The organism is Paraburkholderia bannensis NBRC 103871, assembly GCF_000685015.1.
Classification (GTDB): Bacteria; Pseudomonadota; Gammaproteobacteria; order Burkholderiales; family Burkholderiaceae; genus Paraburkholderia; species Paraburkholderia bannensis.
Genome location: NZ_BAYA01000003.1, coordinates 282130 through 303445, shown reverse-complemented (window position 1 = coordinate 303445; position 21316 = coordinate 282130). Strand labels below are relative to the sequence as shown.

The window sequence follows — 21316 nt, the reverse complement described above, 5'->3', positions numbered from 1 at the left end:
CGGGATTGAACCGTGTCGATCGCCTCGCGCCGCCGTAAATGGCGGCGCGAGGCGTTTTTGCATGGCGTTTCCGCTGCGCGTTTTTATCGTCTCAGGGCGCGTCAGAAACCAGATAGCGCAGCGATTGCGGCGCGGGTCGGCCGATTTTGGCGATCTGCTGCGGCTTGCGGTCGGTGCGGGAGATTTTCTGCACCTGCTTGGCGGCGCCTGCGCCGGGCGTCGCCGCGTTGCCTTGCGCCCACGCCGAGGCGCTGATCGACGTGGCGCACGCACACAGCGCGACCGTCGCGAGCGTGGACATCAAGGGGGATGAGATCTTCGAGACCATGGGAACGCTCCCGCCTGTGCGCTGGCGGGGGCCGGCGCTGCGTTCCTGAGTATGGTTCGACGAAAACGCCGCCGCCTCCATCGTTTGATGGAGAAACGTGCGGCGAGTTTATGCGGGCAGTTTCAGTGCGGCGTCACGCAGGGTCAGTCGGCGGCGCGGCGGTCGGCGAGTGCGAGCTCGCAATCCTTGAGCACCTGAAGCACGAGCTTGGCCTGATAGTTGAGATCGTCGGTGTCGAGAATTTCCTCGACCGCGTCGCGCGCCCAGGCGGCGTCCACGAACCAGGCGTGCTGCTTGGCGATCTCCTGGGCGACGGCGGTGAGCCGCGCGATGGCGAGCCAGTCGGCCTCTCGCGCGTGGCGGTCGAGCCACTTGTGCGCGGCCTGCACGTGGAAGGCCGCATTGGGCCAGGATTCGTTGAGATAGTACGCTCCGAGGCTCCCGCAGGTGAGCCAGCAGAGCAATTCCACGCGGTCGCGCGGACTCAGGTGGTGGCGTACATCACTCATGGCGACGCTCGCGAAGGTGACAGAGTTCGATTGACGGGCACTTGTGCGCTACGACTCCGGTAACCCAACGATATCACGGGTTACACACTCTGTCAGAGCAATACACGTGCCTCATCGCGGGCTACAGGGATAGCGTCGCCTGGCTGGGCCTGGTATGCAAACCAGGACTGACACCAGGGAGACAATTGCGGCCAGGATGCGCGAGCGGATCAAATCCGCGAATTCGCCCGAAGATTTAAAACGTCCGGCCGCTCGCGTGTGCGAGCCGGGCGGCGGCGTCGGTCGCGCCCATGCCGTTGGCGACGTCGAATGCGGTATTGCCGGCGCCGTCCTGCGCACGCGGATTGGCTCCGCGCGACAGCAGTTGATCGACGATATCGACGCGGTTGAACATCGCCGCGATCATCAGCGCCGTGCGGCCGTCCGGTGATGCGCCTTCCACGTCCGCGCCGTTGTCGAGCAGCGCGCTGATCACTTCCGCATAACCCTTGTAGGCCGCGCCCGCGAGCGGCGTCTGGCCGCTATCGTTGCGCAGGTCGGGATCCGCGCCGCGCTGCACCAGCGCGCGCACCGCATTGGCGTGGCCGTGATAGCTCGCCAGCATGACGAGGCTATCGCCCTTTTCGTTGCGCAGATTGGGCGGCAATCCCTGGTCGATCAGCGACGCGAGCGTGGCGGCTTCCCCGCGGCGGGCCGTATCGAATACTTCGTGCGCGAAGTCGATGAGGCGCGGGTCGATGTCGTCGCTGGGCGGCTGGTGTGCGGTCACGGCAGGCTCCTTTTCCCGGGCACGTGAAGGGCGTGCGGGCGTCTGTGCATTGTGGCGCAATTGCGCGGCGGGTGCGCGCAAGCGATGGCGCAATGAAAAACGGCGCCGCGTGCAGGCACACGCGACGCCGTTTCAGCCAGGGCTCATGCCCGATGCTTCAACTCGCTGCAGCTGACTTCAACCTGCTCAAGGCACGAGCCACAGCGCAACCGCGTAGATCACGAGCGACACCGCGAACGTCACGGCCGTATAGCCCATCACGCGCTGGATGCGAATGCCCGCGATGGCGACGATCGGCACGGCCCAGAACGGTTGCAGCATGTTCGAGACGTTTTCGGCCATCGCCACGCCCATGGCGGTGCGGGGCACCGACGCGTGCAGGCTTAGCGCAGCCGGCAGCACGAACGGCCCTTGCACGGCCCAGTGGCCGCCCGCGCTCGGCACCAGCAGCGTGATGATGAGCGAGCTCAGGTAGCTCCAGATCGGCAGCGTGACGGGCGTGGCGATCGTCACGAAGGCCTTGGCGATCATCGACGCGAGACCCGTGCCCTTCATGATGCCCATGATGCCGCCATAGACGGGGTACTGAAGCAGCATCGAACCGGTCTGGCGCGCGGCGCGGCGGATCGCGTTCGCGTAGGCGATCGGCGTGCGCTGCAAGGCGAGACCGATCAGCAGGAAAATCAGGATCGTCGTGTTGATGTCGAGATCGAAGCCTTTTTCGCTCCATTCCATCGCCAGGTAACCCACGCCCAGCGCGAGCAGCAACAGCGTGCCGAGCATCGACTGTTCGAGGCGCGTGGCGAACGAGGGCGACTCGTCGACACCCGCGTCGGCGCGCGCGTGCGGGTCGTCGCTGGGGGCGTTGTCTTCGCTTTCCTTGCTCTGGTTGAAGGCCACCACGTCTTCGGCCTTCGGGTGCATGCGAATGAAGATGAAGGTCATCACGACCACTACGAGCACCGTCGGCACGAACACGAACGGCGCGAACACCGTCTGCGCGAGCGGCACGACCTGGCCCGTGGCCTTTTCGACCAGATTGAGCGCGTTGCCGTGCGATGCCTGCGACAGCGCAATCGAGCTGGACAGACCGCTGTTGCAGATCGACCACGCCGAATAGCTGCCAGCGACCAGCCACGCGAAGTCCACCTTCACGCGCCGCGCGATTTCGCGCGACAGCAGTGCGCCGACGATCAGGCCAAGCCCCCAGTTGAGCCACGCCGCGACGGCGACGACCGGGAACACCAGCAGCGCGGCGCGCGCGGGCGTTTGCGCGCGGGCGGCGAGTGCGCGCAGGCCGCGTTGCACGACGGGCGCTTCGGCGATCGCATAGCCGGTCGCGAGAATCAGGATCATCTGCAACGCGAAACCGAGGATGCCGAAGGTGCCCGTGTACCAGGCGTCCAGCAGCGTCGGCACATTGCCGTGCGGCGCGAAGACGAACGCGATGACGGCAACGAAGGCGGTCAGGCAGATCGAGAGGACGAAGGGATCGGGCATGACCCGTTCGAACACGTAGACGAGGGCGGCGACCACGCCGCGCCCCTTGACGGATTGCGCTTGCGCGCCGGGAGTGTTGTCTCTTTTCATGCTGTTATAGCTCACGCAGCGTGTGGCAGTTTGTGGCTGTCTCTAGCTGTTGCTGGCCGGTGTGCTCCGGATTGGCGTGCGTGTGCGGGCGGCCCGGCCCCATGCGGCCGCGCTGGCAGATGGCTGGTTTAGCGGACTGGCAGTCGGTCTTCGAGCGTGGTGGTCGGGAGGGCAGTTGCGGCGCTCCTCCAGGGCGCGAGGCGTGATGCCCCGGCGCAGCGGGTTCGTATGCGACTCGCGCGGCAAACAAAGGAAAGCTTTGCGCTCGCGAGGCGGCCAGGCCCGTTGTTGTTATTAGATGTTCGATATAAGAACATCGTTTCGTTTATCGAACCGGCCAATAGTCGCCTTATGCGATGTGAATGTCAAGCCGCAATGGCGTGCGCACACGGCGATTTCACGGCGGATCGACGCGAAATCGCTGCGAATTGAATGCTAATTGAAAGAATTGGGTGCGCGGGAATTGCGCAGGGGCGCCCGGAAACCGGGGCAGCGATCCCGCTGCAGAGCGGGCGGGATCGTGCGTGATACAGCGCTTCAGGCCGGGATGCCCAGGCAGAGATCCCGGCGCGACGATCAGCCTTTACGGTCGTCGTCCTTGCCTTCGTCTTCTTCCTCGTCCTCGTCCTCGTCGTCGTATTCGTCGTATGCGTCGTCATCCTCGTAGGCGGCGCTGCTGCCCAGCAGGAATTCGTCGACGAGCGGCGCGAGCACGCGCGCATGCACATTCGCGAGGTCGTGGCCGCCGCCGTTCACCACGTCGAGCTCGGAGTTCGGCAGGAGTTCGAGCAGGCGTTCGCCGACCGCGAGCGGGCTGACCGGATCTTCGTCGCCCCACAGCAGCATGACCGGCTGCTGGATATAGGCGAGCTCGCCCGTGAGGTCTTCGCGCAGCGTGAGGAACCAGTCCGGCATTTGCGGGTTCTTCGCAGCGAAATCCGCACGCCAGTCCTGCGCGCCGAGCGCCTCGGTGTCGAGGCCGCCCGAGGTCACGGCCAGCACGATGTGCGTGACGAGCGCCGTTTTGGCGAGCGCCGCGCGCAGTGCGATCACGCCGCCCATCGACTGGGCGATCAACGCGGTCGGCTGGTCGATCTGCTGGACGATCTTGCGCACGAGGTCTTCGAAATTCTCGACTTCGGGATCGGCGGGCACGCCGCCGAAGCCGGGATATTCGGCGAAACGGTGCGTGGCCGTGTGCGTGAGCTGCTCAGCGAGCGGTTGCCAGAACGCCGGGTCGCCCGAAGCGCCGGGCAGGAACAAAAGTTGGGTCGGTGCGTGCAAGATGGTTCGCCGGATGCGCGCAGGGTCGCGGGGCGCGGCGGTGCGCCGGAACCTGCGCGGGGTTGTGAGATTGGATAGCGGCCGATCTTAGCACGCTGCCTGCATGTCAACTTCGCGCCAACTCCGTACCAACCCGGCGCCAGCCCCGTGCCGTCCCGGCGCCTTGCCCGGCGGGCCGCTGCGTGGGGGACGGTACAATGTGCCGCGGCCAGCCTGGCCGCTTCGTCGCGGACTCCTCGCGACGCCGCCTAATTCCCGATCGAAGACCATGCAAAAAAAGCCGGCCAAAGACGCGTCATTGCCCGCCTACGAACAGATCAAGCGTCACGTACTCGCGCAAATCGAGAGCGGCGCGCTCAAACCCGGCGACGTCGTGCCTTCCGAAACGGAGATGGTCAAGGAATTCGGCGTGGCGCGCATGACCGTGTCGCGCGCGCTGCGCGAACTGATGGCCGACGGCGTGCTGAACCGCGTGCGCGGCTCGGGCACCTACGTCGCGCCGCGCCAGTATGAATCGACGATCCTGCAGATCCGCAATATCGCCGACGAAATCGCCGCACGCGGCCATCGCCACGCAGCGCGCGTGCTGGCGCTCGAAGCGAGCGACGATGCCAGCGCGATCGCCGCGCTCGAACTCGACGCCGGCCCCGTGTACCACTCGCGCATCGTGCACAGCGAGGAGGGCGAGCCGATCCAGTATGAAGATCGCTACGTGAATCCCGAAGTGTTTCCCGAATACCTGGAGCAGGACTTCACGGTCGAAACACCCAATCACTATATGGTGCGTCTTGCCCCCATCCAGCGCGCGGAATTCCGCATCTACGCGCAGAAGCCCGATGCGCGCGTGCGCCAGTACCTGGAAATGGAAATCGGCGAGCCCTGCCTGCTGCTGCTGCGCCGCACCTGGGTCGGCCGGCACGTGGCGACGTCCGTGCGGCTCTGGCATCCCGCTTCGCGCTTCCATCTGGCCGGCACGGTCTGATATCTCCTCTGCATTCCCTCCGCTTGTCTAGTCAATGAGCGCCGCCTCTGGCGCTCGATTCCCGTCCTGACGTCCAAAATACCCCGCGAAATCGCCAGGGTATCTACCTACGCTCGTTTTATTGAAACGAGTTGTATATACAACTTAACGGCGATAGACTAGTTCTCACGTTGCCGCGACACCGATGCAACCCGGTCGCGCCAGTCCTTCCTTCCCGAGACGAACGAACGCCATGAACCATCCCAACTTCACCGATCCCCGCCTCGACCCGTCCCGCACGATCCGCGCGCCGCGCGGCAGCGAGAAGGTCTGCAAGACCTGGCTGGCCGAAGCCGCGTACCGCATGCTCCAGAACAATCTGGATCCGGAAGTGGCCGAGCATCCGCACGCGCTGGTCGTCTACGGCGGCATCGGCCGCGCCGCGCGCAACTGGGAATGCTTCGACCAGATCCTCGCCTCGCTCAAGGACCTGAACGAAGACGAAACGCTGCTGATCCAGTCGGGCAAGCCGGTTGGCGTGTTCCGTACGCATGCGGATGCACCGCGCGTGCTGCTCGCGAATTCGAATCTCGTGCCGCACTGGGCCACGTGGGAACACTTCCACGAACTCGACCGCAAGGGCCTCATGATGTACGGCCAGATGACGGCGGGCAGCTGGATCTACATTGGCTCGCAGGGCATTGTTCAGGGCACCTACGAAACCTTCTTCTCGGTGGCCAACCAGCATTTCAACGGCGATCCGAAGGGCCGCTGGATCCTCACGGGCGGCCTCGGCGGCATGGGCGGCGCGCAGCCGCTGGCGGCGACGATGGCGGGCTTCTCGATGATCGCGGTGGAATGCGACGAGACGCGCATCGATTTCCGCCTGAAGACGCGCTACGTGGATCGCAAGGCAAAGACCATCGACGAAGCGCTTGCCATCGTCGAAGAAGCGAAGAAGACCGGCAAGCCGGTTTCCGTGGGCCTGCTGGGCAACGCGGCTGACGTGTTCGCGGAATGCGTTGCACGCGGCATCACGCCGGACTGCGTGACCGACCAGACCAGCGCGCACGATCCGATCAACGGTTACCTGCCGCAAGGCTGGAGCGTCGAGCAATGGCGCGAGGCGCAGAAGGTTGCGCCCGAAACCATCGTCAAGGTGGCGAAGCAGTCGATGGCCCACCAGGTCAAGGCGATGCTCACGCTGCAGGAACGCGGCGCGGCCACGCTCGATTACGGCAACAACATTCGCCAGATGGCGCTGGAAATGGGCGTCGAAAACGCCTTCGATTTCCCGGGCTTCGTGCCGGCGTATATTCGCCCGCTGTTCTGCGAAGGCAAGGGGCCGTTCCGCTGGGTCGCGCTTTCGGGCGATCCTGAGGATATCTACAAGACCGACGCGAAGGTCAAGGAACTGATTCCGGACGATCCGCACCTGCACAACTGGCTCGACATGGCGCGCGAACGCATCGCGTTCCAGGGCCTGCCCGCGCGTATCTGCTGGGTGGGCGTGAAGGATCGCTATCGTCTGGGCCAGGCGTTCAACGAGATGGTCAAGAACGGCGAGCTGAAAGCGCCGATCGTGATTGGCCGCGATCACCTGGATACGGGTTCGGTCGCCAGCCCCAACCGCGAAACCGAATCGATGAAGGACGGCTCGGACGCCGTGAGCGACTGGCCGCTGCTCAACGCGCTGCTCAACACGGCAGGCGGGGCATCGTGGGTCTCGCTGCACCACGGCGGCGGCGTCGGCATGGGCTTCTCGCAGCACTCGGGCGTCGTGATCGTCGCTGACGGCACGCAGGCTGCGCACGAACGTCTGGGCCGCGTGCTGCACAACGATCCGGCCACGGGCGTGATGCGTCACGCGGACGCCGGCTACGAACTCGCGCAGCAGACCGCGCGTGAAGCCGGTCTCAATCTGCCGATGCTGGGCCGATGAGCCGCACGCCCGCACCGCAAGCCGAACACGCCGCGCGGCTGACGCTGCTGCGCGGTGCGGACCTGGTGGCGTCGCCGTGGAAGAACGGCGGCGGCGTCACGCGCGAAATCGCGCTGGGTGGCTCGCCCGAGGCGTTCGCGTGGCGCGTGAGCGTCGCCGATGTCGCGCAGGCCGGGCCGTTTTCGCGCTTCGATGGTGTGGCGCGCACGCTCGTGCTGCTCGAAGGCGCGGGCATGGTGCTCGACGAAACGGGCGACAATGCGCGTACGCACGCGCTTATGAAGCCGCTGGATGTCGCGCGCTTCGACGGCGAAGCGCCAATTTCCGCGCGCCTCATCGACGGCGCCACGCGCGACTTCAACCTGATGGTGCGTCGTGACGTTGCGCGCGCAACGTTCGAGATCTGGCGTGAACCTGTTAAGCGTGACCTGGTTTGCGAGGCGTCGCTGCTTTATTGCGCAAGCGGTGTCGTGAACGTACGCGTGAATGGCGGCGAACACGTCCCGCTGGCGGCTGGTGATACGCTGCGCATCGACACCACGCTTGCGGCGCGCACCCTGCAAATCGAGACCGAAGGCGAGGGCGCGTTGCTCGCGATCGCCCTGGAGTCCATCAAGCCATGAACCAGACAGTCTGGCATCACCTGAATCTGTGCGCGCAGGGCGACCCGCGCGACACCCTGCAAAATGCGGCGATTGCCGTGGAAAACGGCGCGATCGTATGGATGGGCGCCGCTTCGGCATTGCCCGAGCCGTTCGCGCAATGGCCGCGCGAGGATCTTCAGGGCGCGTGGGTCACGCCCGGCCTTGTCGATTGCCATACGCATCTCGTGTACGGCGGCCAGCGCGCCGACGAATTTGCGCAACGCCTCGCGGGCGTGAGCTACGAAGAGATCGCCCGCAATGGCGGCGGCATCGTCTCAACCGTCCGCGCTACGCGCGCAGCGAGCGAGGAATCCCTGTTCGCGCAATCGGCGGCGCGTCTCGAACCGCTGCTCGCCGAAGGCGTCACGGCCGTCGAAATCAAGTCGGGCTACGGCCTCGAACTCGATGCGGAGCGCAAGATGCTGCGCGTTGCGCGTCAACTCGGCGAGCGTTATCCGGTTACGGTGCGCACGACGTTTCTCGGCGCACATGCGTTGCCGCCCGAATTCGCGGGCCGCGCCGACGCTTACATCGACGAAGTGTGCGAACGCATGCTGCCGGTGCTGGCCGACGAAGGCCTCGTGGATGCCGTCGATGTGTTCTGCGAGCGCATCGGCTTCACGATTGCACAGAGCGAGCGCGTGTTCGAAGCCGCCGCGCGCCGCAACCTGCCGGTCAAGATGCACGCCGAGCAACTGTCGAATGGCGGTGGCGCGGCGCTCGCAGCGCGTTATCGCGCGCTTTCCTCGGATCACCTGGAGTTCCTCGATGAAGCTGGCGTGGCCGCGATGAAAGAGGCGGGCAGCGTTGCCGTGCTGCTGCCGGGCGCGTACTACTTCATCCGCGAGACACAACTGCCGCCGCTCGATCTGCTGCGCCGGTACGAAGTGCCGATTGCGATTTCGACCGACAGCAATCCGGGCACGTCGCCCGCGACGTCGCTGCTGCTCATGATGAACATGGCGACCACGCTGTTCCGCATGACTGTCCCTGAAGTGCTGCAAGGCGTGACGCAACACGCGGCACGCGCATTCGGCGATGCCGAACGACACGGCACGCTGGCCGTGGGCCGTCCCGCCGATTTCGCGGTGTGGCAGGTGCAGTCGCTCGCCGAACTCGCTTACTGGATCGGCCGCCCGCTTTGCACGCGCGTCGTGCGCGGCGGCAAGACCGTCTTCGATCGCACTTTGTTCGCTCATTGACCGCATGAACCACGACACGAACATGAATGCTTCTTCGCGCGCGCTGTTCGCGGCGCAGGCCTGGTTGCCGCAAGGCTGGCAGCGCAATGTGCTGCTCGAATGGGACAGCGCCGGCACGCTGCTGCGTGTGCAGTCCGGTCTGGAAGCCGCGCCTGCGGGTGTCGCGCAGGCGTCGGGCCCGGTATTGCCAGGGATGCCTAATCTTCATTCGCATGCGTTCCAGCGCGCAATGGCCGGACTCACCGAATACCGCGCTAATCCCACCGACAGCTTCTGGAGCTGGCGCGACCTGATGTACCGCTTTGCGGCGCGCATCACGCCCGACGATCTGGGCGCGGTTGCGCGCTGGCTCTACGTGGAAATGCTGAAGGCAGGCTACACCTCGGTCTGCGAATTCCACTATGTGCACCACGCGCACGACGGGCAGCACTACGCCAATCCGGCCGAACTCGCGCAACGCGTCGTCGATGCCGCGAGCGAGACCGGCGTCGGCATGACGATGCTGCCGGTGCTCTATCAGTACAGCGGCTTCGGCTCGCGTGCCCCGCGCGACGATCAGCGCCGCTTCATCAATACGCCCGAGCAGTTGCTGGGCATTGTCGAAACGCTGCGCGGCGCACGGCCCGAGCATGGCGCATTGCGCTACGGTGTCGCGCCGCACTCGCTGCGCGCGGTATCGGAGGCGTCGCTGCGTTCGCTGCTGAACGGACTCGATGCGATGTCGCCGGGTGCGCCAGTGCATATTCATATTGCCGAACAGACCGCGGAAGTCGAGGCCTGTATCGAGACCGAAGGCGCCCGCCCGGTGCAATGGCTGCTCGATCGTTTCGACGTGGATGCGCGCTGGTGCCTCGTCCACGCCACGCACGTCGATGATCAGGAAACCCAGGCACTTGCGCGCAGCGGCGCAGTGGCCGGCCTGTGTCTCACCACCGAAGCAAATCTTGGCGACGGCATCTTTCCGGCGCATGACTATCTCGCGGCGAACGGCGTGTTCGGCGTCGGCTCGGACAGCCATATCGGCGTGGACTGGCGCGCGGAACTGCGCCTGCTCGAATATGGCCAGCGTCTCGTGCGCCGTGAGCGCAACGTGCTGGCCGCGTCGCAGCAGGCGAACGTGGCAGACCGGCTGTTCGACGCCGCGCTGGCGGGCGGTGCGCGGGCGACCGGGCGACACGTGGGCGCGCTCGAAGCGGGCGCACGCGCCGACTGGATCGTGCTCGACCCGCAGCATCCCGATCTCGCGGAAAAGGCACCGCAAAGCTGGCTCTCCTCGGTCGTCTTCTGCGAGCACGGCGAGACACCGGTGCTGGACGTCTACACAGGCGGCGAGAAGGTCGTGGCAGGCCGCCGCCATCGCGATGAAGCACGTCTGTACGCGGACTATCGCGCGGCGCTGGCGCGGCTGCTTGCGGCTGGTTGAGCGCACAACTAATAACGGAGCGACTCATGACCGATCTCTACACCCTTGAGCGCGGCGATGCGCCGTTGCTCGTCTCGATTCCGCACCTCGGCACGGCCATTCCCGAGGCATTGCGCGGACAGTACACCGATGTTGCGCTGAGCGTCGCCGATACCGACTGGCACCTCGATCGCCTTTACGCGTTCGCGAAGTCGCTGGGCGCGACGATTCTGGGTGCCCGTGTCTCTCGCTATGTCATCGACCTGAACCGCCCGCCTAACGACGAAAGCCTCTATCCGGGCCAGACGACCACCTCGCTCTGCCCGACGGAAACGTTTCGTGGCGAGCCCATTTATCGCGACGGTTGCGCGCCCGATGCGACGGAGCGCCAGCGCCGCGTCGAAGCCTACTGGCAGCCGTACCATCAGACGCTGCGCGCGGAGTTGCAGCGCCTGCGCGGCCAACACGCGAACGTGCTGCTGTGGGAAGCGCATTCGATTGCGAGCGTGCTGCCGCGATTGTTCGACGACAAGCTGCCGGACTTGAATATCGGCACGCAGGAAGGGCGCACGACGCACGCTTCGGTGCAGGCACAGGCCGAAAAGGCAGCCGCAGAAAGCGCTTATACGTGGATCGCGAACGGGCGCTTCAAGGGCGGTTACATCACGCGTCACTTTGGCGCGCCGCAGGACGGTGTGCACGCCATTCAGCTTGAAATGTGCCAGTCGACTTATATGGACGAGCATGCGCCGTTCGACTATGTGCCGTCATTGGCTGGGCGTGTCGAGCCGGTGCTGCGCAAGATGGTGGGCGGTGCGCTGGATGCGATTCACGCGCTCAACGCTGCGGGCTGATTGCGAGTAGTTGGACGCAACCCCAAAACAAAAGGCTCTGGATTAATAATCCAGAGCCTTTTTCGTTAAGCAAAACTGCTATTTCATTTGTGCTCGACCGGCAGGATCAGCCGCTCCGGCATCGTCTGCGGCGCGCGGCGCATCGTGACGTAGTAAATCACGCCAGGCACGATCAAGCCGAGAATCCACGAGATATCCGTGCCACCCAGCGCATCGACAAAAGGCCCCGTATAAAAGCTCGTGGAAATGAAGGGCATTTGCACCAGCACGCCAAGCACGTAGATCCCGATGGCCTTGCCGTTCCAGCGGCCGTAACGGCCATTGGGGTCGGACAGCGCGGGCACGTCATAACGCGATTGCGTAAAGCAGTAGTAATCGACGAGATTGATCGCGCTCCATGGCGTGAAGAACGCAAGCAGGAAAAGAATGAACGCCGTGAATTCCTTGAGAAACGAATGGCGTCCGGCGAGCGCCACGAGCGTGGACAGACCTACCATGCCGATGATGTAGACAAAGCGGTGACGCGTGGAGATGGCACGTTTCGCGCGGAACGCGCTCACGACGGTCGCCATCGACATGAAGCTGCCGTACGCATTGAGCGTCGTGACGGTCAGCTTGCCGAAGGCGATGCTGAAATACAGCATCGCAGCCACTGCGCCGCTGGCCCCCAGGCCGACGATATACGCGACTTCGTGATGGGCGAATTCATGCCCGGCGAGTGCAGCGGCAAAAACGCCGAACACCATCGCAGCCTGCGCGCCAATCACCGAACCAGCGCCGACCGCGAGAAAGGTCTTGGCGGGCGAGGTCGAGCGCGGCAGGTAGCGCGAATAGTCCGCGACATACGGGCCAAAGGCGATTTGCCACGACGCCGAAAGCGACATGGAGAGCAGGAAGCTCGCCATCGTGAAGTGCCGGTTGGCCAGCAGCGCGCCAATGTCGTGATGCGCGAACAGTTGCGCGAACATGTAGCAGAACGCCAGTACGCCAATCACGCTGGCGACGCGGCCCACGAAGTGAATCGAGCGATAGCCGAGAATCGTCAGCACGACGATCAACGCGGCGAACAGGCAGATGCCGGTCGTATCGGAAACAGACAGCAATTGCGCCGTCGCCTGGCCCGCGAGCACGGTGCCGCTCGCGGAAAAGCCCACGTACATGAGGCAGACGAGCACGATAGGAATGGCGGCGCCATGGACGCCGAACTGCACGCGGCTGGAAATCATCTGCGGCAGGCCGAGCTGCGGCCCTTGCGCACCGTGCAGCGCCATGACCGCGCCGCCAATCAGTTGTCCAATCAATAGCGCGACGAGCGACCAGAACACGTCGCCGCCAAGCACGACCGCAAGCGCTCCCGTGATGATCGCCGTGACCTGCAGGTTGGCGGAGAGCCAGAGCGTGAACTGGCTGAACAGGCTGCCGTGGCGTTCCGCATCGGGAATGTAGTCAATCGTGCGGGATTCCAGCAGCTTGCGGCCTTCCGGCTCTAGCCTGGCGACGGATTCGGGAATAGCCACGCGCGGCTCCAATGGATAGCGGGGGAGATGACGCTCGTCAGAACGAGCGCAGGGATCGTCCAATCATGTTGTATAGACAACTAGCGCGAAATTGGGGATTACCCCTGAGCGCGATGCTGTGCCTGCGCATTGTGCGCTGCGTTTCGCATCGGAAAAAAATGATTGTGCGAGTGCTGCGGCCTTACAGCAGCCACTCGATAGGGAGTATTGAAAAGAACCACACAGCCAGGCGCGTGCTCCAGCGCGAGTTTGGCTCCGTGTCGTAACGCGTGGTTCCGTCCGCGGTCTGGCGGATCCAGTAGAGTGAGCCGCCTGCGTCGAGTTTCGCTTGATAGGCGAGTTGCGGCACCTGGTTCCAGAATGCCGTTTCGATCTTGCCCGCAAGTGAGGGGCTTTCGATCACGAGACCCAGTTCGGTATTGAGGTTGGCGGAACGCGGGTCGAAATTGAGCGAGCCGACGAAAACACGCTGACCATCGACGGCGAAGGTCTTCGCATGAAGACTCGACCCGGAACTGCCGAACGCGCCCGGCGCCTGTTCCCGGGTGGTCTGCGTGCCCGCGGCGCGACGTAGCTCGAACAATTCCACACCGCCTTCGAGCAACGCTTTGCGGCGGCGCGCGTAGCCCGCGTGCACGGGCAGCACGTCGGTTGCTTCGAGCGAATTCGTGAGCACGCGCACTGTCACGCCGTTTGCGGCAAGTTGCGTGAAATACTGCGTGCCCACCTCGCCAGGCACGAAGTACGGCGAAACCAGGTCGAGTTCGCGCTTCGGCTCGCCCAGGATGTCGCGCAGCTGGCTGAGCACGAGCGATTCCGGCGCGGCCTTGCCTTGCGCTTTCGCGGGATCGTCGCTTACGAGGCGCGTTGCCGCCCATTCGAGTGGCAGCGTGCCGTCCAGCAGGCGGCGCACATCGGTCTTTTCCTGCAAGGCCGCAATGAAGGCCGCCGCCGAGGGATGGGTCTGCACGGCCTGCGCCGCACGATCGAGCGCTTCGAGCTGTGCAGGCTGCGGCGCGGGCAGGATCTCGTGAGCAGGCCATGCCGGAGCGCTCGACCAGTAGCGGTCGAAATCACGCGCGACATCGCTGGCGGCGGGGCCGATGGCGAGCACGTCCAGGTCGGCGAACACGACGCCATCCGTCGCGCCAAAATATTCGTCGCCGATATTGCGGCCGCCCAGGATCGTCGCCATGCCGTCGGCGGTCATCGACTTGTTGTGCATGCGGCGGTTGAGGCGCGAAAAATCGGTAAGGAATCCAATCGATTTCGGGCGCCGGACGGCAAACGGATTGAACAGCCGAACCTGGATGTTCGGGTGTGCGTCCAGAGCCGCAAGCGTGGCGTCGAGCGAAGAGGGAATGCCGTTGTCGTCCAGCAGGAGCCGCACGCGCACGCCGCGGTCAGCGGCTTCGCGCAGCGCTTCCAGCAGCAGCGTGCCGGTGAGATCGTCGCGCCAGATGTAGTACTGCACATCGAGCGTGCGCTGCGCCGTGCGAACGAGGTCGACGCGCGCGGCAAAGGCCTCCAGCGGCTTCGCAAGCGGGTCGATGCCGCTCAGGCCCGGATGCGCGGCGAGTTCGCCTGCGATGGCGGCGCCCAGCGGCGTGGTTTGCGCCTCGCTGACGCCCAGCGCAGTCGAGGCGGTGCGTGGGCCCGGCGTGGGCAGCTGGCAGGCCGTGAGCGTCAGCGCGCAGAGCAACGGCAAGGCGCGCACGCACGGCGTTCGGTCGAAGCGGGCAATCGACAGGTAGGGCGATCTTTGCATGGAGCGTGCGCGCGGAAGTTGGCGTTAGCTTACGCGAATGCCTGCGGCCTTTGCGCGAGCGTGCGCCGCTGCGACGGCCGAGCTATTCGCGCAGCATTTGCGCGAGCGTATTGAAGAGCACCGTGCGCCGGTTCGCCTTTCGATGAATCATGCCCACGCTGCGCAGAAATGGCGGCTGGCTCAACGCGATGAGCTTCAGGTTCGGATCGTCGCGCCAGTTGCCGTTGTGCAGCTTGGGCAGCACGCTCACGCCCACATCGTTGCGCACGAGCGAGACGATCGTTTCAATCGAGTTGAGTTCGAGATATTCCTGCGGCTTCATGCCAAGCGTGCGCAGCGCTTCGTCGATCACGGCGCCGGTTGGCACGCGCCGGTCGAAGCGCAGGAAGCTGCGCTCGCGCAGGATGCGGCGGGCGTCGTGGCCTTTGGTCGAGCGGCTGGTCACGAGCACGAGCGGTTCTTCGTACAGCAGCGTCCACGCGAGCGATTCGTGCAGCGTGCCGTCTGCATTGCCGACCACCACGGCGACGTCGACTTCCCCTGTCTGCACCATCTCTGCAAGCTCCGCCGAGCGCGCGGAAGTCAGCCGCACGTCCAGTTCGGGATGGCCGGTCTTGAGGTGCGCGACGGCGAGCGAAAGCGCGCCGATCACCGACACCACCGCGCCGACGATGACCGAACCGCGCAAGGTGTCGTCGGCGCTGGCCGGCAGTTCATCGATCAGTTCGAGGATGCGCTCGACCTTCGCGCAGATGTCCTGTCCTTCGCGCGTGAACGCGACCTGGCGCGCGCGGCGGTCGAACAGCTGGCGTCCGAGCGCTTCCTCCAGGCCGCGCATCTGGAGGCTGACGGCCGCTTGCGTGAGCGCCGTGTTTTGCGCGGCAAGCGCGAACGAGCCGCTACGCGCGACCGCCTGCAAGGTACGCAGCATTCGCAGGGAGAGCATGGAAGAAATATTTAAGTATCGAAAACAAAATATTAATGTTTTTTTGCGTGCGCCTTCAAGATAATCACCAGGTTGACCTGACCGACGCGCCCGCCCTGCGCGGCGCCGTGCTCCGACCCATTCGACCGATACCGTCATGACACGCTTCAACTGGCACAACCCCTATCCGACGCCGCGCCTGCCGGTGTTCGCGCGTAATGTCGTTTCGACTTCCCACCCGCTGGCTGCGCAAGCGGGCTTGCGCATGCTCTGGCAAGGCGGCAACGCCGTCGATGCCGCAATCGCGGCGGCAGCGGCGATCACGGTGGTCGAACCGGTGTCATGCGGTCTGGGCGGCGACGCCTTCGCGCTCGTCTGGGATGGCGCGCGTCTGCATGGCCTGAACGCATCGGGTAACGCGCCGGCGGGCTGGAGCCTCGACTATTTCCGGCGCAAATATGGCGAAGAACACGGGCTGGCCAGACAGCCCAAACGCGGTTGGGACACGGTGACGGTGCCCGGCGTGATTGCTGGTTGGGAGGCGCTGCACGCGAAGTTCGGCTCGCTGCCGTTCGCAGACCTGATGGCGCCCGCCATCGAGATTGCCGAGCGCGGTTACGCGGTCGCCAGCATCGTCGCGCGCAAGTGGCAGGCCGCCGTGCCGGAACTGCACGATCAGCCGGGTTTTGCAGACACCTTCATGCCGCGTGGCCGCGCGCCGGAGATCAGCGAGCATGTGCGTCTGCCAGGCCACGCAGCGACCTTGCGACGCCTCGCCGAACTTGGCCCGCGCGCGTACTACGAAGGTGAAATCGCCGAGCGCATCGCGGCGTTCGCACGCGAAGGCGGCGCGGCGCTCACGCTCGACGATCTGCGCAACTATCGCGCTGAATGGGTCGAGCCTATTTCTAAGCGTTATCGCGGCTATCGCGTGCATGAGATTCCGCCCAACGGGCAGGGCATCGCGGCGCTCATCGCACTTGGGATCCTGGAGCAATTCGACGTGGCTTCGCTGCCCTGTGACGGCATCGAATCGCAGCATCTCCAGATCGAAGCGATGAAGCTCGCATTCGCCGACGTCTATCGCTATGTTTCCGATCCGAAATCGATGGAAGTGACGCCAGAGCAGATGCTCGACGACGCGTACCTGAAGTCGCGCGCGAAGCTGATCGACCCTCAGCGCGCGACGCAATTCGACTTCGGCATGCCGCGCTCCGGCGGCACGATCTACCTCAGCGCCGCCGACGAGCGCGGCATGATGGTGAGCTTTATCCAGTCGAACTACATGGGCTTCGGTTCGGGTGTGGTCGTGCCGGGAACGGGCATTGCCATGCAGAATCGGGGCTGCGGATTCTCGATGGATCCGGCCTCGCCGAATGTGGTCGACGGCGGCAAGCGCCCGTTCCATACGATCATTCCTGCGTTCCTCACGCAGCAAGTCGATGGCCGCGATGAAGCCGTGATGAGCTTCGGCGTAATGGGCGGCGACATGCAGCCGCAAGGCCATTTGCAGACAGTCGTACGCATGCTCGATTACGGCCAGCAGCCGCAGGCCGCGTGCGATGCGCCGCGCTGGAAGGTGAACCGCGACTTCACGCTCGATATTGAATCGACTTTCGATCCGGGCACGGCGCAGGCGCTCCAGGCGCGTGGCCATGAAATCCAGGGTATCGACGATCCGTACATGGATTTCGGCTCCGGCCAGTTCATCTGGAAACTCGATCGCAACGACCCGGAACGCGGCTACGTCGCGGCGAGCGACACGCGACGCGATGGCCTGGCCGCTGGTTTTTGAGCGGCGCTTAACCGGCGTTCAATGGCACTCGAATTTCGATTGCCTACTAGACTGAACGTATTGCAGAGCAGTGCTATATTTGCGCGGGCCGTTGCGGTGCAGCAACGAGTGATGCTTACGTTTTGTCAGGTGGCGGAGAGTTAAATGGCAATCGAATACCGAGGCTTTCAGATCAATGTCGATACGAAAGCGGACGCGACGGACACGCAATGGCTGTGCCGCGCGGATATCAAAGGCATGGAAGACAAAGTGCGCGACGTGGCGCTGCCTGCCGTCGAGCTGGAGTTTCCCAAGCTGAAGATCGACGTGCTGATGGTGGTTAGCATGGTGGAGCACAAGGCGCGTCAATCGATCGACGACTGGCACACTGCGCATCCTGCGGCTGCCTGAATGCGCTGATGGATGTAGCACGGTAGAACGAAAAGGCCCGTAAGGGCCTTTTTGCTTTGCCGCATGCAATCAGTCGCGTCCCACGATATTGCGCGGTACACCCGCGTGGAAAGCCACGATGTTGTCGATGAGTTGATCGGCGAGCGCCTGCATGGCTTCGTCGCTGGCCCATGCGACGTGAGGCGTGAGAATGAAACCCGGGTGAGCAAGAATCGCCTGGAACGGATGTTGTGCAGGCAACGGTTCCTGCGATACGACATCGAAGCCCGCGCCGGAAATTTGCCCTGATTGAAGCGCATCCACCAGCGCAGCTTCATCCACGAGACCGCCGCGCGCCGTGTTGATCAAAAGCGGACGGCGCTCCATACGTTCGAAAGCCGCCGCGTCGATCAGGTTACGCGTGGCCGGAGTTAGCGGACAGTGAAGCGAGATGATGTCGCTTTGCGCCAGCAACGTATGCAGCGGCACGTAATCTTCATCCAGACCCACGCGGCTTCCATGCGCCGCGAACAGTACGCGCAAGCCCAGTGCACGCCCAATAGCCGCAGTCGCCTGCCCAAGCGCGCCCGCGCCGACGATCCCTAGCGTCGAACCCGCCAGGTTTCGGATCGGAAAATCGAAGAAACAGAACTGTCCCGATTCGAGCCAGCGCCCCGCGCGCACTGCTTCGCGATAAGCGACCAGGCTGCGTCGCAGCGCGAAAATCAATGCGAACGTGTGTTCCGGCACGGTGTTGAGCGCATAGCCGCGGATATTGCTCACGACGACGCCCCGCGCGGCGCAGGCGCCCAGATCGATATTGTCGGTGCCGGTGGCGGCCACCGCGATCATGCGCAAACGTGGCGCCCTGTCGAGCGCTTGTGCCGTGATGGGCGCCTTGTTGGTGATGACGATGTCGGCGTCGCGAATACGTTCTGCGATTTCCTCGGGCAGTGTGCGTTCGTGCGTTTGAAGCCGGTGCGCGAACGGCAGGGCGTGCAAGCGGGTTTGGGGAGAAAGCGTGGCGCGGTCGAGGAAAACGACACGCAAGGGCGCGGCCTGATCGGTCATGGGCGATGAAGGAACAATGAGCGGAAGACGCACGCATTGTGCGGCGCACGCCGCAACGGTGGTTTGCTCAATGCGCGACACAAGTTTCCGATCGGGAAATTCGCATTGAGCCTTTCCATTTGCTCAACCCCGATTGAGCAACGATCGATTATCAAGGCGACCGATCACGCCTATGATGACGTCCAGAGTCAAAACCAGTCTGGAGACAATCATGTCACGACCCCTTTCGGGAATTCGCGTCCTGGAACTTGGGCAACTGATCGCGGGCCCGTTCGCCGGGAAAATGCTCGCCGAGTTCGGTGCGAACGTCATCAAGGTCGAGCCGCCGGGCAGCGGCGATCCGCTGCGCAAATGGCGGCTGCTGCACGACGGCACGTCCGTCTGGTGGGCGGCACAGTCGCGCAACAAGCAGTCGCTCACGCTCGATCTGCGCTCGCCCGAAGGGCAGGACGTGATCCGCCGTCTCGTATCGGAAACAGACGTGCTGATCGAGAATTTTCGCCCCGGCACGCTCGAAGGCTGGGGCCTGGGCTGGGACGTGCTTAGCGCGATCAATCCGGGCCTCATCATGCTGCGCGTGTCCGGCTACGGCCAGACTGGCCCGTATCGCGACCGGCCGGGCTTCGGCGTGGTGGCGGAAGCGATGGGCGGCCTGCGCCACCTGAGCGGCGAGCCGGAGCGCACGCCCGTGCGTGTGGGTATTTCGATCGGCGATTCGCTTTCGGCGCTGCATGGCGTGATCGGCATTCTGCTTGCGCTGCGTCATCGCGAGCAGCAGGGCGGCAAAGGCCAGGTCGTGGACGTCGCGCTCTACGAATCCGTGTTCAACATGATGGAGAGCCTGCTGCCGGAGTATTCGGTGTTCGGCGCGGTGCGCCAGCCGGCTGGCAGCAGCCTGCCCGGCATCGCGCCCAGCAATGCGTACCGTTGTCGCGACGGCAAGTACGCGCTGATCGCGGGTAACGGTGACAGCATCTTCCGCCGTTTGATGGAACTCATCGAGCGTCCCGATCTGGGCGCCGATCCCGCGCTTGCGGCCAACGATGGCCGCGTCGCACAGGTCGCGCGTATCGACGAGGCGATTGGCGAATGGTGCGCGCATCGCACGCTCGACGATGTGCTCGCCGCGCTCAACGAAGCACGCATCCCCGCGGGCCGTATTTACGACGTCGCGGATATCGCAGCCGATCCGCATTACCACGCACGCGAGATGATCGTCGAAGACCGCTTGCCCGACGGCACACCCATCCAGGTGCCAGGCATCGTGCCGAAGCTCGATGCGACGCCTGGCACCATCGAGCACAGCGCTCCGCAACTCGGCGAGCATACGGATGCGGTGCTCGAATCGATCGGCGTCGACGCAACGACACGCGACGCCTGGCGCGCGCGCGGCGTGATCTGAACAGGAGGCCCACACCATGACGACCCAGACCCATCGCTTGTACCTGAACGAAGTCGCCACGCGAGACGGCTTCCAGAACGAGGCTGTCTTTATCGATACCGACGAGAAGATCGCGCTGATCGATGCGCTGAGCGCATGCGGCTACGCGAAGATCGAGGTGACGTCCTTTACCTCCCCGAAAGCGATTCCCGCGCTGCGCGACGCGGAGGCCGTGATGCACGGCATCGCGCGTGCGCCTGGCGTGGTCTACACCGTGCTCGTGCCGAACGTGCGCGGCGCGGAGCGCGCGCTGTCGTGCAACGTGGACGAAGTGAATCTCGTGATGTCCGTGAGCGAAAGCCACAATCGCGCCAATCTGCGCATGACGCGCGAGCAATCGTTCGCACAACTCGTCGACGTGATCGATGCAGTGCGCGGCGCGGGCGTGGCGATCAACGTCTCGCTGTCCACGGCGATGGGCTGCCCGATGGAGGGCGACGTGTCCACATCGACAGTGCTCGACTGGATGGCGCGTTTCGCGGAGCGCGGCGTGTATGGCGTCACGCTGTGTGACACGACCGGCATGGCCTATCCCAGCCAGGTGCGCGAGTTGTGCGAGCGCGCGCGTGCCCAGTTCGGCGCGCTGGAGTTGACGCTGCATTTCCACAATACGCGCGGCATGGCGCTCGCCAATACGCTGGCGGCGCTCGACGCGGGGATCGTGCGCTTCGACGCGTCGCTTGGCGGCCTGGGCGGCTGTCCGTATGCGCCTGGCGCGACGGGCAACGTCTGCACCGAGGAGCTGGTTCACATGCTTGAACTGGACGGCTACGATACTGGCGTGAATCTCGCCGCTGTGCTCGATGCCGCCGCGCGTCTGCCCGCGCTGATCGGCCACGATGTGCCGAGCCAGCTTCTCAAGGCCGGACGCCGTACCGATCTTCACCCGCTGCCGGCCAGCGTGCAGGGCATGCCCGAGCAGCGCGCATTCTCATAAGGAGTGAA

The 21316-nt window shown here is 64.6% G+C and carries 18 protein-coding genes and 1 pseudogene; 10 read left to right on the top strand and 9 right to left on the bottom strand.

The genetic code is table 11. The annotated features are described in order from the left end of the window. Positions 1-91: 91 nt before the first annotated feature. The 5 genes and pseudogenes from BBA01S_RS04650 to BBA01S_RS40035 all read right to left on the bottom strand — a co-directional run. Positions 92-328: a hypothetical protein gene (locus BBA01S_RS04650; RefSeq protein WP_156965865.1), complete on the bottom strand. Its 237-nt coding sequence runs from the start codon at positions 326-328 to the stop codon at positions 92-94. Between the two features lie 143 nt (positions 329-471). After that, on the bottom strand, positions 472-837 hold the full coding sequence (locus BBA01S_RS04645; RefSeq protein ID WP_027815411.1) for a hypothetical protein: 366 nt from the start codon (positions 835-837) through the stop codon (positions 472-474). 235 nt (positions 838-1072) lie between these two features. Next, on the bottom strand, positions 1073-1606 hold the full coding sequence (locus BBA01S_RS04640) for an ankyrin repeat domain-containing protein (protein ID WP_027815410.1): 534 nt from the start codon (positions 1604-1606) through the stop codon (positions 1073-1075). A 186-nt stretch (positions 1607-1792) separates the two neighbouring features. Continuing rightward, positions 1793-3196 carry a TIGR00366 family protein gene (locus tag BBA01S_RS04635; protein WP_027815409.1) on the bottom strand — a complete coding sequence of 468 codons (1404 nt, stop codon included), beginning with the start codon at positions 3194-3196 and terminating at the stop codon, positions 1793-1795. Between the two features lie 684 nt (positions 3197-3880). Further along, positions 3881-4480 (bottom strand): annotated as a pseudogene (locus BBA01S_RS40035) (alpha/beta fold hydrolase); the annotation flags it as partial. A 268-nt stretch (positions 4481-4748) separates the two neighbouring features. On the opposite strand from BBA01S_RS40035, the gene hutC reads away from it, so the two are divergent. The 6 genes from hutC (at position 4749) to hutG (ending at position 11485) form a co-directional block, all read left to right on the top strand. Beyond that, positions 4749-5462 (top strand): histidine utilization repressor, encoded by a 714-nt coding sequence (gene hutC / locus BBA01S_RS04625; protein ID WP_042295958.1) that lies wholly within the window; start codon positions 4749-4751, stop codon positions 5460-5462. A gap of 232 nt (positions 5463-5694) precedes the next feature. Further along, a complete protein-coding gene (gene hutU, locus BBA01S_RS04620; protein ID WP_027815407.1) occupies positions 5695-7383 on the top strand; it encodes a urocanate hydratase in 1689 nt (562 codons plus the stop codon). Then, a complete protein-coding gene (locus BBA01S_RS04615) occupies positions 7380-8006 on the top strand; it encodes a HutD/Ves family protein (protein WP_042295957.1) in 627 nt (208 codons plus the stop codon). Before hutU ends, BBA01S_RS04615 begins: the two co-directional genes overlap by 4 nt. Next, a complete protein-coding gene (gene hutI, locus BBA01S_RS04610) occupies positions 8003-9229 on the top strand; it encodes an imidazolonepropionase (protein ID WP_027815405.1) in 1227 nt (408 codons plus the stop codon). Before BBA01S_RS04615 ends, hutI begins: the two co-directional genes overlap by 4 nt. Positions 9230-9251: 22 nt before the next feature. Next, complete coding sequence (locus BBA01S_RS04605; protein ID WP_027815404.1) at positions 9252-10652, top strand: formimidoylglutamate deiminase; 1401 nt, start codon at positions 9252-9254, stop codon at positions 10650-10652. Positions 10653-10678: 26 nt separating this feature from the next. Then, entirely contained in the window at positions 10679-11485 is an 807-nt protein-coding gene (gene hutG, locus BBA01S_RS04600; RefSeq protein ID WP_027815403.1) for an N-formylglutamate deformylase, read from the top strand. Positions 11486-11568: 83 nt separating this feature from the next. Here the strand turns inward: hutG and BBA01S_RS04595 are convergent, their stop codons facing one another. The 3 genes from BBA01S_RS04595 to BBA01S_RS04585 all read right to left on the bottom strand — a co-directional run bounded on the left by BBA01S_RS04595 (position 11569) and on the right by BBA01S_RS04585 (position 15716). Beyond that, positions 11569-12954, bottom strand: a complete 1386-nt coding sequence (locus BBA01S_RS04595; RefSeq protein WP_027815402.1) for a purine-cytosine permease family protein — start codon at positions 12952-12954, stop codon at positions 11569-11571. Positions 12955-13183: 229 nt separating this feature from the next. Beyond that, positions 13184-14770, bottom strand: a complete 1587-nt coding sequence (locus BBA01S_RS04590; RefSeq protein ID WP_084161824.1) for a phospholipase D family protein — start codon at positions 14768-14770, stop codon at positions 13184-13186. An 82-nt stretch (positions 14771-14852) separates the two neighbouring features. Next, a complete protein-coding gene (locus BBA01S_RS04585) occupies positions 14853-15716 on the bottom strand; it encodes a LysR substrate-binding domain-containing protein (protein WP_027815400.1) in 864 nt (287 codons plus the stop codon). 136 nt (positions 15717-15852) lie between these two features. On the opposite strand from BBA01S_RS04585, the gene BBA01S_RS04580 reads away from it, so the two are divergent. Then, positions 15853-17490: a gamma-glutamyltransferase family protein gene (locus BBA01S_RS04580; RefSeq protein WP_027815399.1), complete on the top strand. Its 1638-nt coding sequence runs from the start codon at positions 15853-15855 to the stop codon at positions 17488-17490. Between the two features lie 144 nt (positions 17491-17634). Beyond that, on the top strand, positions 17635-17880 hold the full coding sequence (locus tag BBA01S_RS04575) for a hypothetical protein (protein ID WP_027815398.1): 246 nt from the start codon (positions 17635-17637) through the stop codon (positions 17878-17880). A 69-nt stretch (positions 17881-17949) separates the two neighbouring features. Here BBA01S_RS04575 and BBA01S_RS04570 read toward each other — a convergent pair whose 3' ends face one another. Beyond that, positions 17950-18930, bottom strand: coding sequence for a D-2-hydroxyacid dehydrogenase (locus BBA01S_RS04570; protein ID WP_027815397.1), 981 nt, complete (start codon positions 18928-18930; stop codon positions 17950-17952). Between the two features lie 211 nt (positions 18931-19141). Between BBA01S_RS04570 and BBA01S_RS04565 the strand changes: the two genes are divergently transcribed. Both BBA01S_RS04565 and BBA01S_RS04560 read left to right on the top strand, forming a co-directional pair. Next, positions 19142-20332, top strand: a complete 1191-nt coding sequence (locus BBA01S_RS04565; protein WP_027815396.1) for a CaiB/BaiF CoA transferase family protein — start codon at positions 19142-19144, stop codon at positions 20330-20332. A gap of 16 nt (positions 20333-20348) precedes the next feature. Then, on the top strand, positions 20349-21308 hold the full coding sequence (locus BBA01S_RS04560; protein ID WP_027815395.1) for a hydroxymethylglutaryl-CoA lyase: 960 nt from the start codon (positions 20349-20351) through the stop codon (positions 21306-21308). Positions 21309-21316: the final 8 nt, after the last annotated feature.

Bases quoted from the DNA above. Each gene is read 5' to 3' on its own strand.
- BBA01S_RS04645 (WP_027815411.1), bottom strand. From the start codon at position 837: ATGAGTGATGTACGCCACCACCTGAGTCCGCGCGACCGCGTGGAATTG.
- BBA01S_RS04590 (WP_084161824.1), bottom strand. From the start codon at position 14,770: ATGCAAAGATCGCCCTACCTGTCGATTGCCCGCTTCGACCGAACGCCG.
- BBA01S_RS04650 (WP_156965865.1), bottom strand. From the start codon at position 328: ATGGTCTCGAAGATCTCATCCCCCTTGATGTCCACGCTCGCGACGGTC.
- BBA01S_RS04575 (WP_027815398.1), top strand. From the start codon at position 17,635: ATGGCAATCGAATACCGAGGCTTTCAGATCAATGTCGATACGAAAGCG.
- BBA01S_RS04580 (WP_027815399.1), top strand. From the start codon at position 15,853: ATGACACGCTTCAACTGGCACAACCCCTATCCGACGCCGCGCCTGCCG.
- hutU (WP_027815407.1), top strand. From the start codon at position 5,695: ATGAACCATCCCAACTTCACCGATCCCCGCCTCGACCCGTCCCGCACG.
- BBA01S_RS04565 (WP_027815396.1), top strand. From the start codon at position 19,142: ATGTCACGACCCCTTTCGGGAATTCGCGTCCTGGAACTTGGGCAACTG.
- BBA01S_RS04585 (WP_027815400.1), bottom strand. From the start codon at position 15,716: ATGCTCTCCCTGCGAATGCTGCGTACCTTGCAGGCGGTCGCGCGTAGC.
- BBA01S_RS04560 (WP_027815395.1), top strand. From the start codon at position 20,349: ATGACGACCCAGACCCATCGCTTGTACCTGAACGAAGTCGCCACGCGA.
- BBA01S_RS04635 (WP_027815409.1), bottom strand. From the start codon at position 3,196: ATGAAAAGAGACAACACTCCCGGCGCGCAAGCGCAATCCGTCAAGGGG.
- BBA01S_RS04605 (WP_027815404.1), top strand. From the start codon at position 9,252: ATGAATGCTTCTTCGCGCGCGCTGTTCGCGGCGCAGGCCTGGTTGCCG.
- BBA01S_RS04570 (WP_027815397.1), bottom strand. From the start codon at position 18,930: ATGACCGATCAGGCCGCGCCCTTGCGTGTCGTTTTCCTCGACCGCGCC.
- hutI (WP_027815405.1), top strand. From the start codon at position 8,003: ATGAACCAGACAGTCTGGCATCACCTGAATCTGTGCGCGCAGGGCGAC.
- BBA01S_RS04615 (WP_042295957.1), top strand. From the start codon at position 7,380: ATGAGCCGCACGCCCGCACCGCAAGCCGAACACGCCGCGCGGCTGACG.
- hutC (WP_042295958.1), top strand. From the start codon at position 4,749: ATGCAAAAAAAGCCGGCCAAAGACGCGTCATTGCCCGCCTACGAACAG.
- hutG (WP_027815403.1), top strand. From the start codon at position 10,679: ATGACCGATCTCTACACCCTTGAGCGCGGCGATGCGCCGTTGCTCGTC.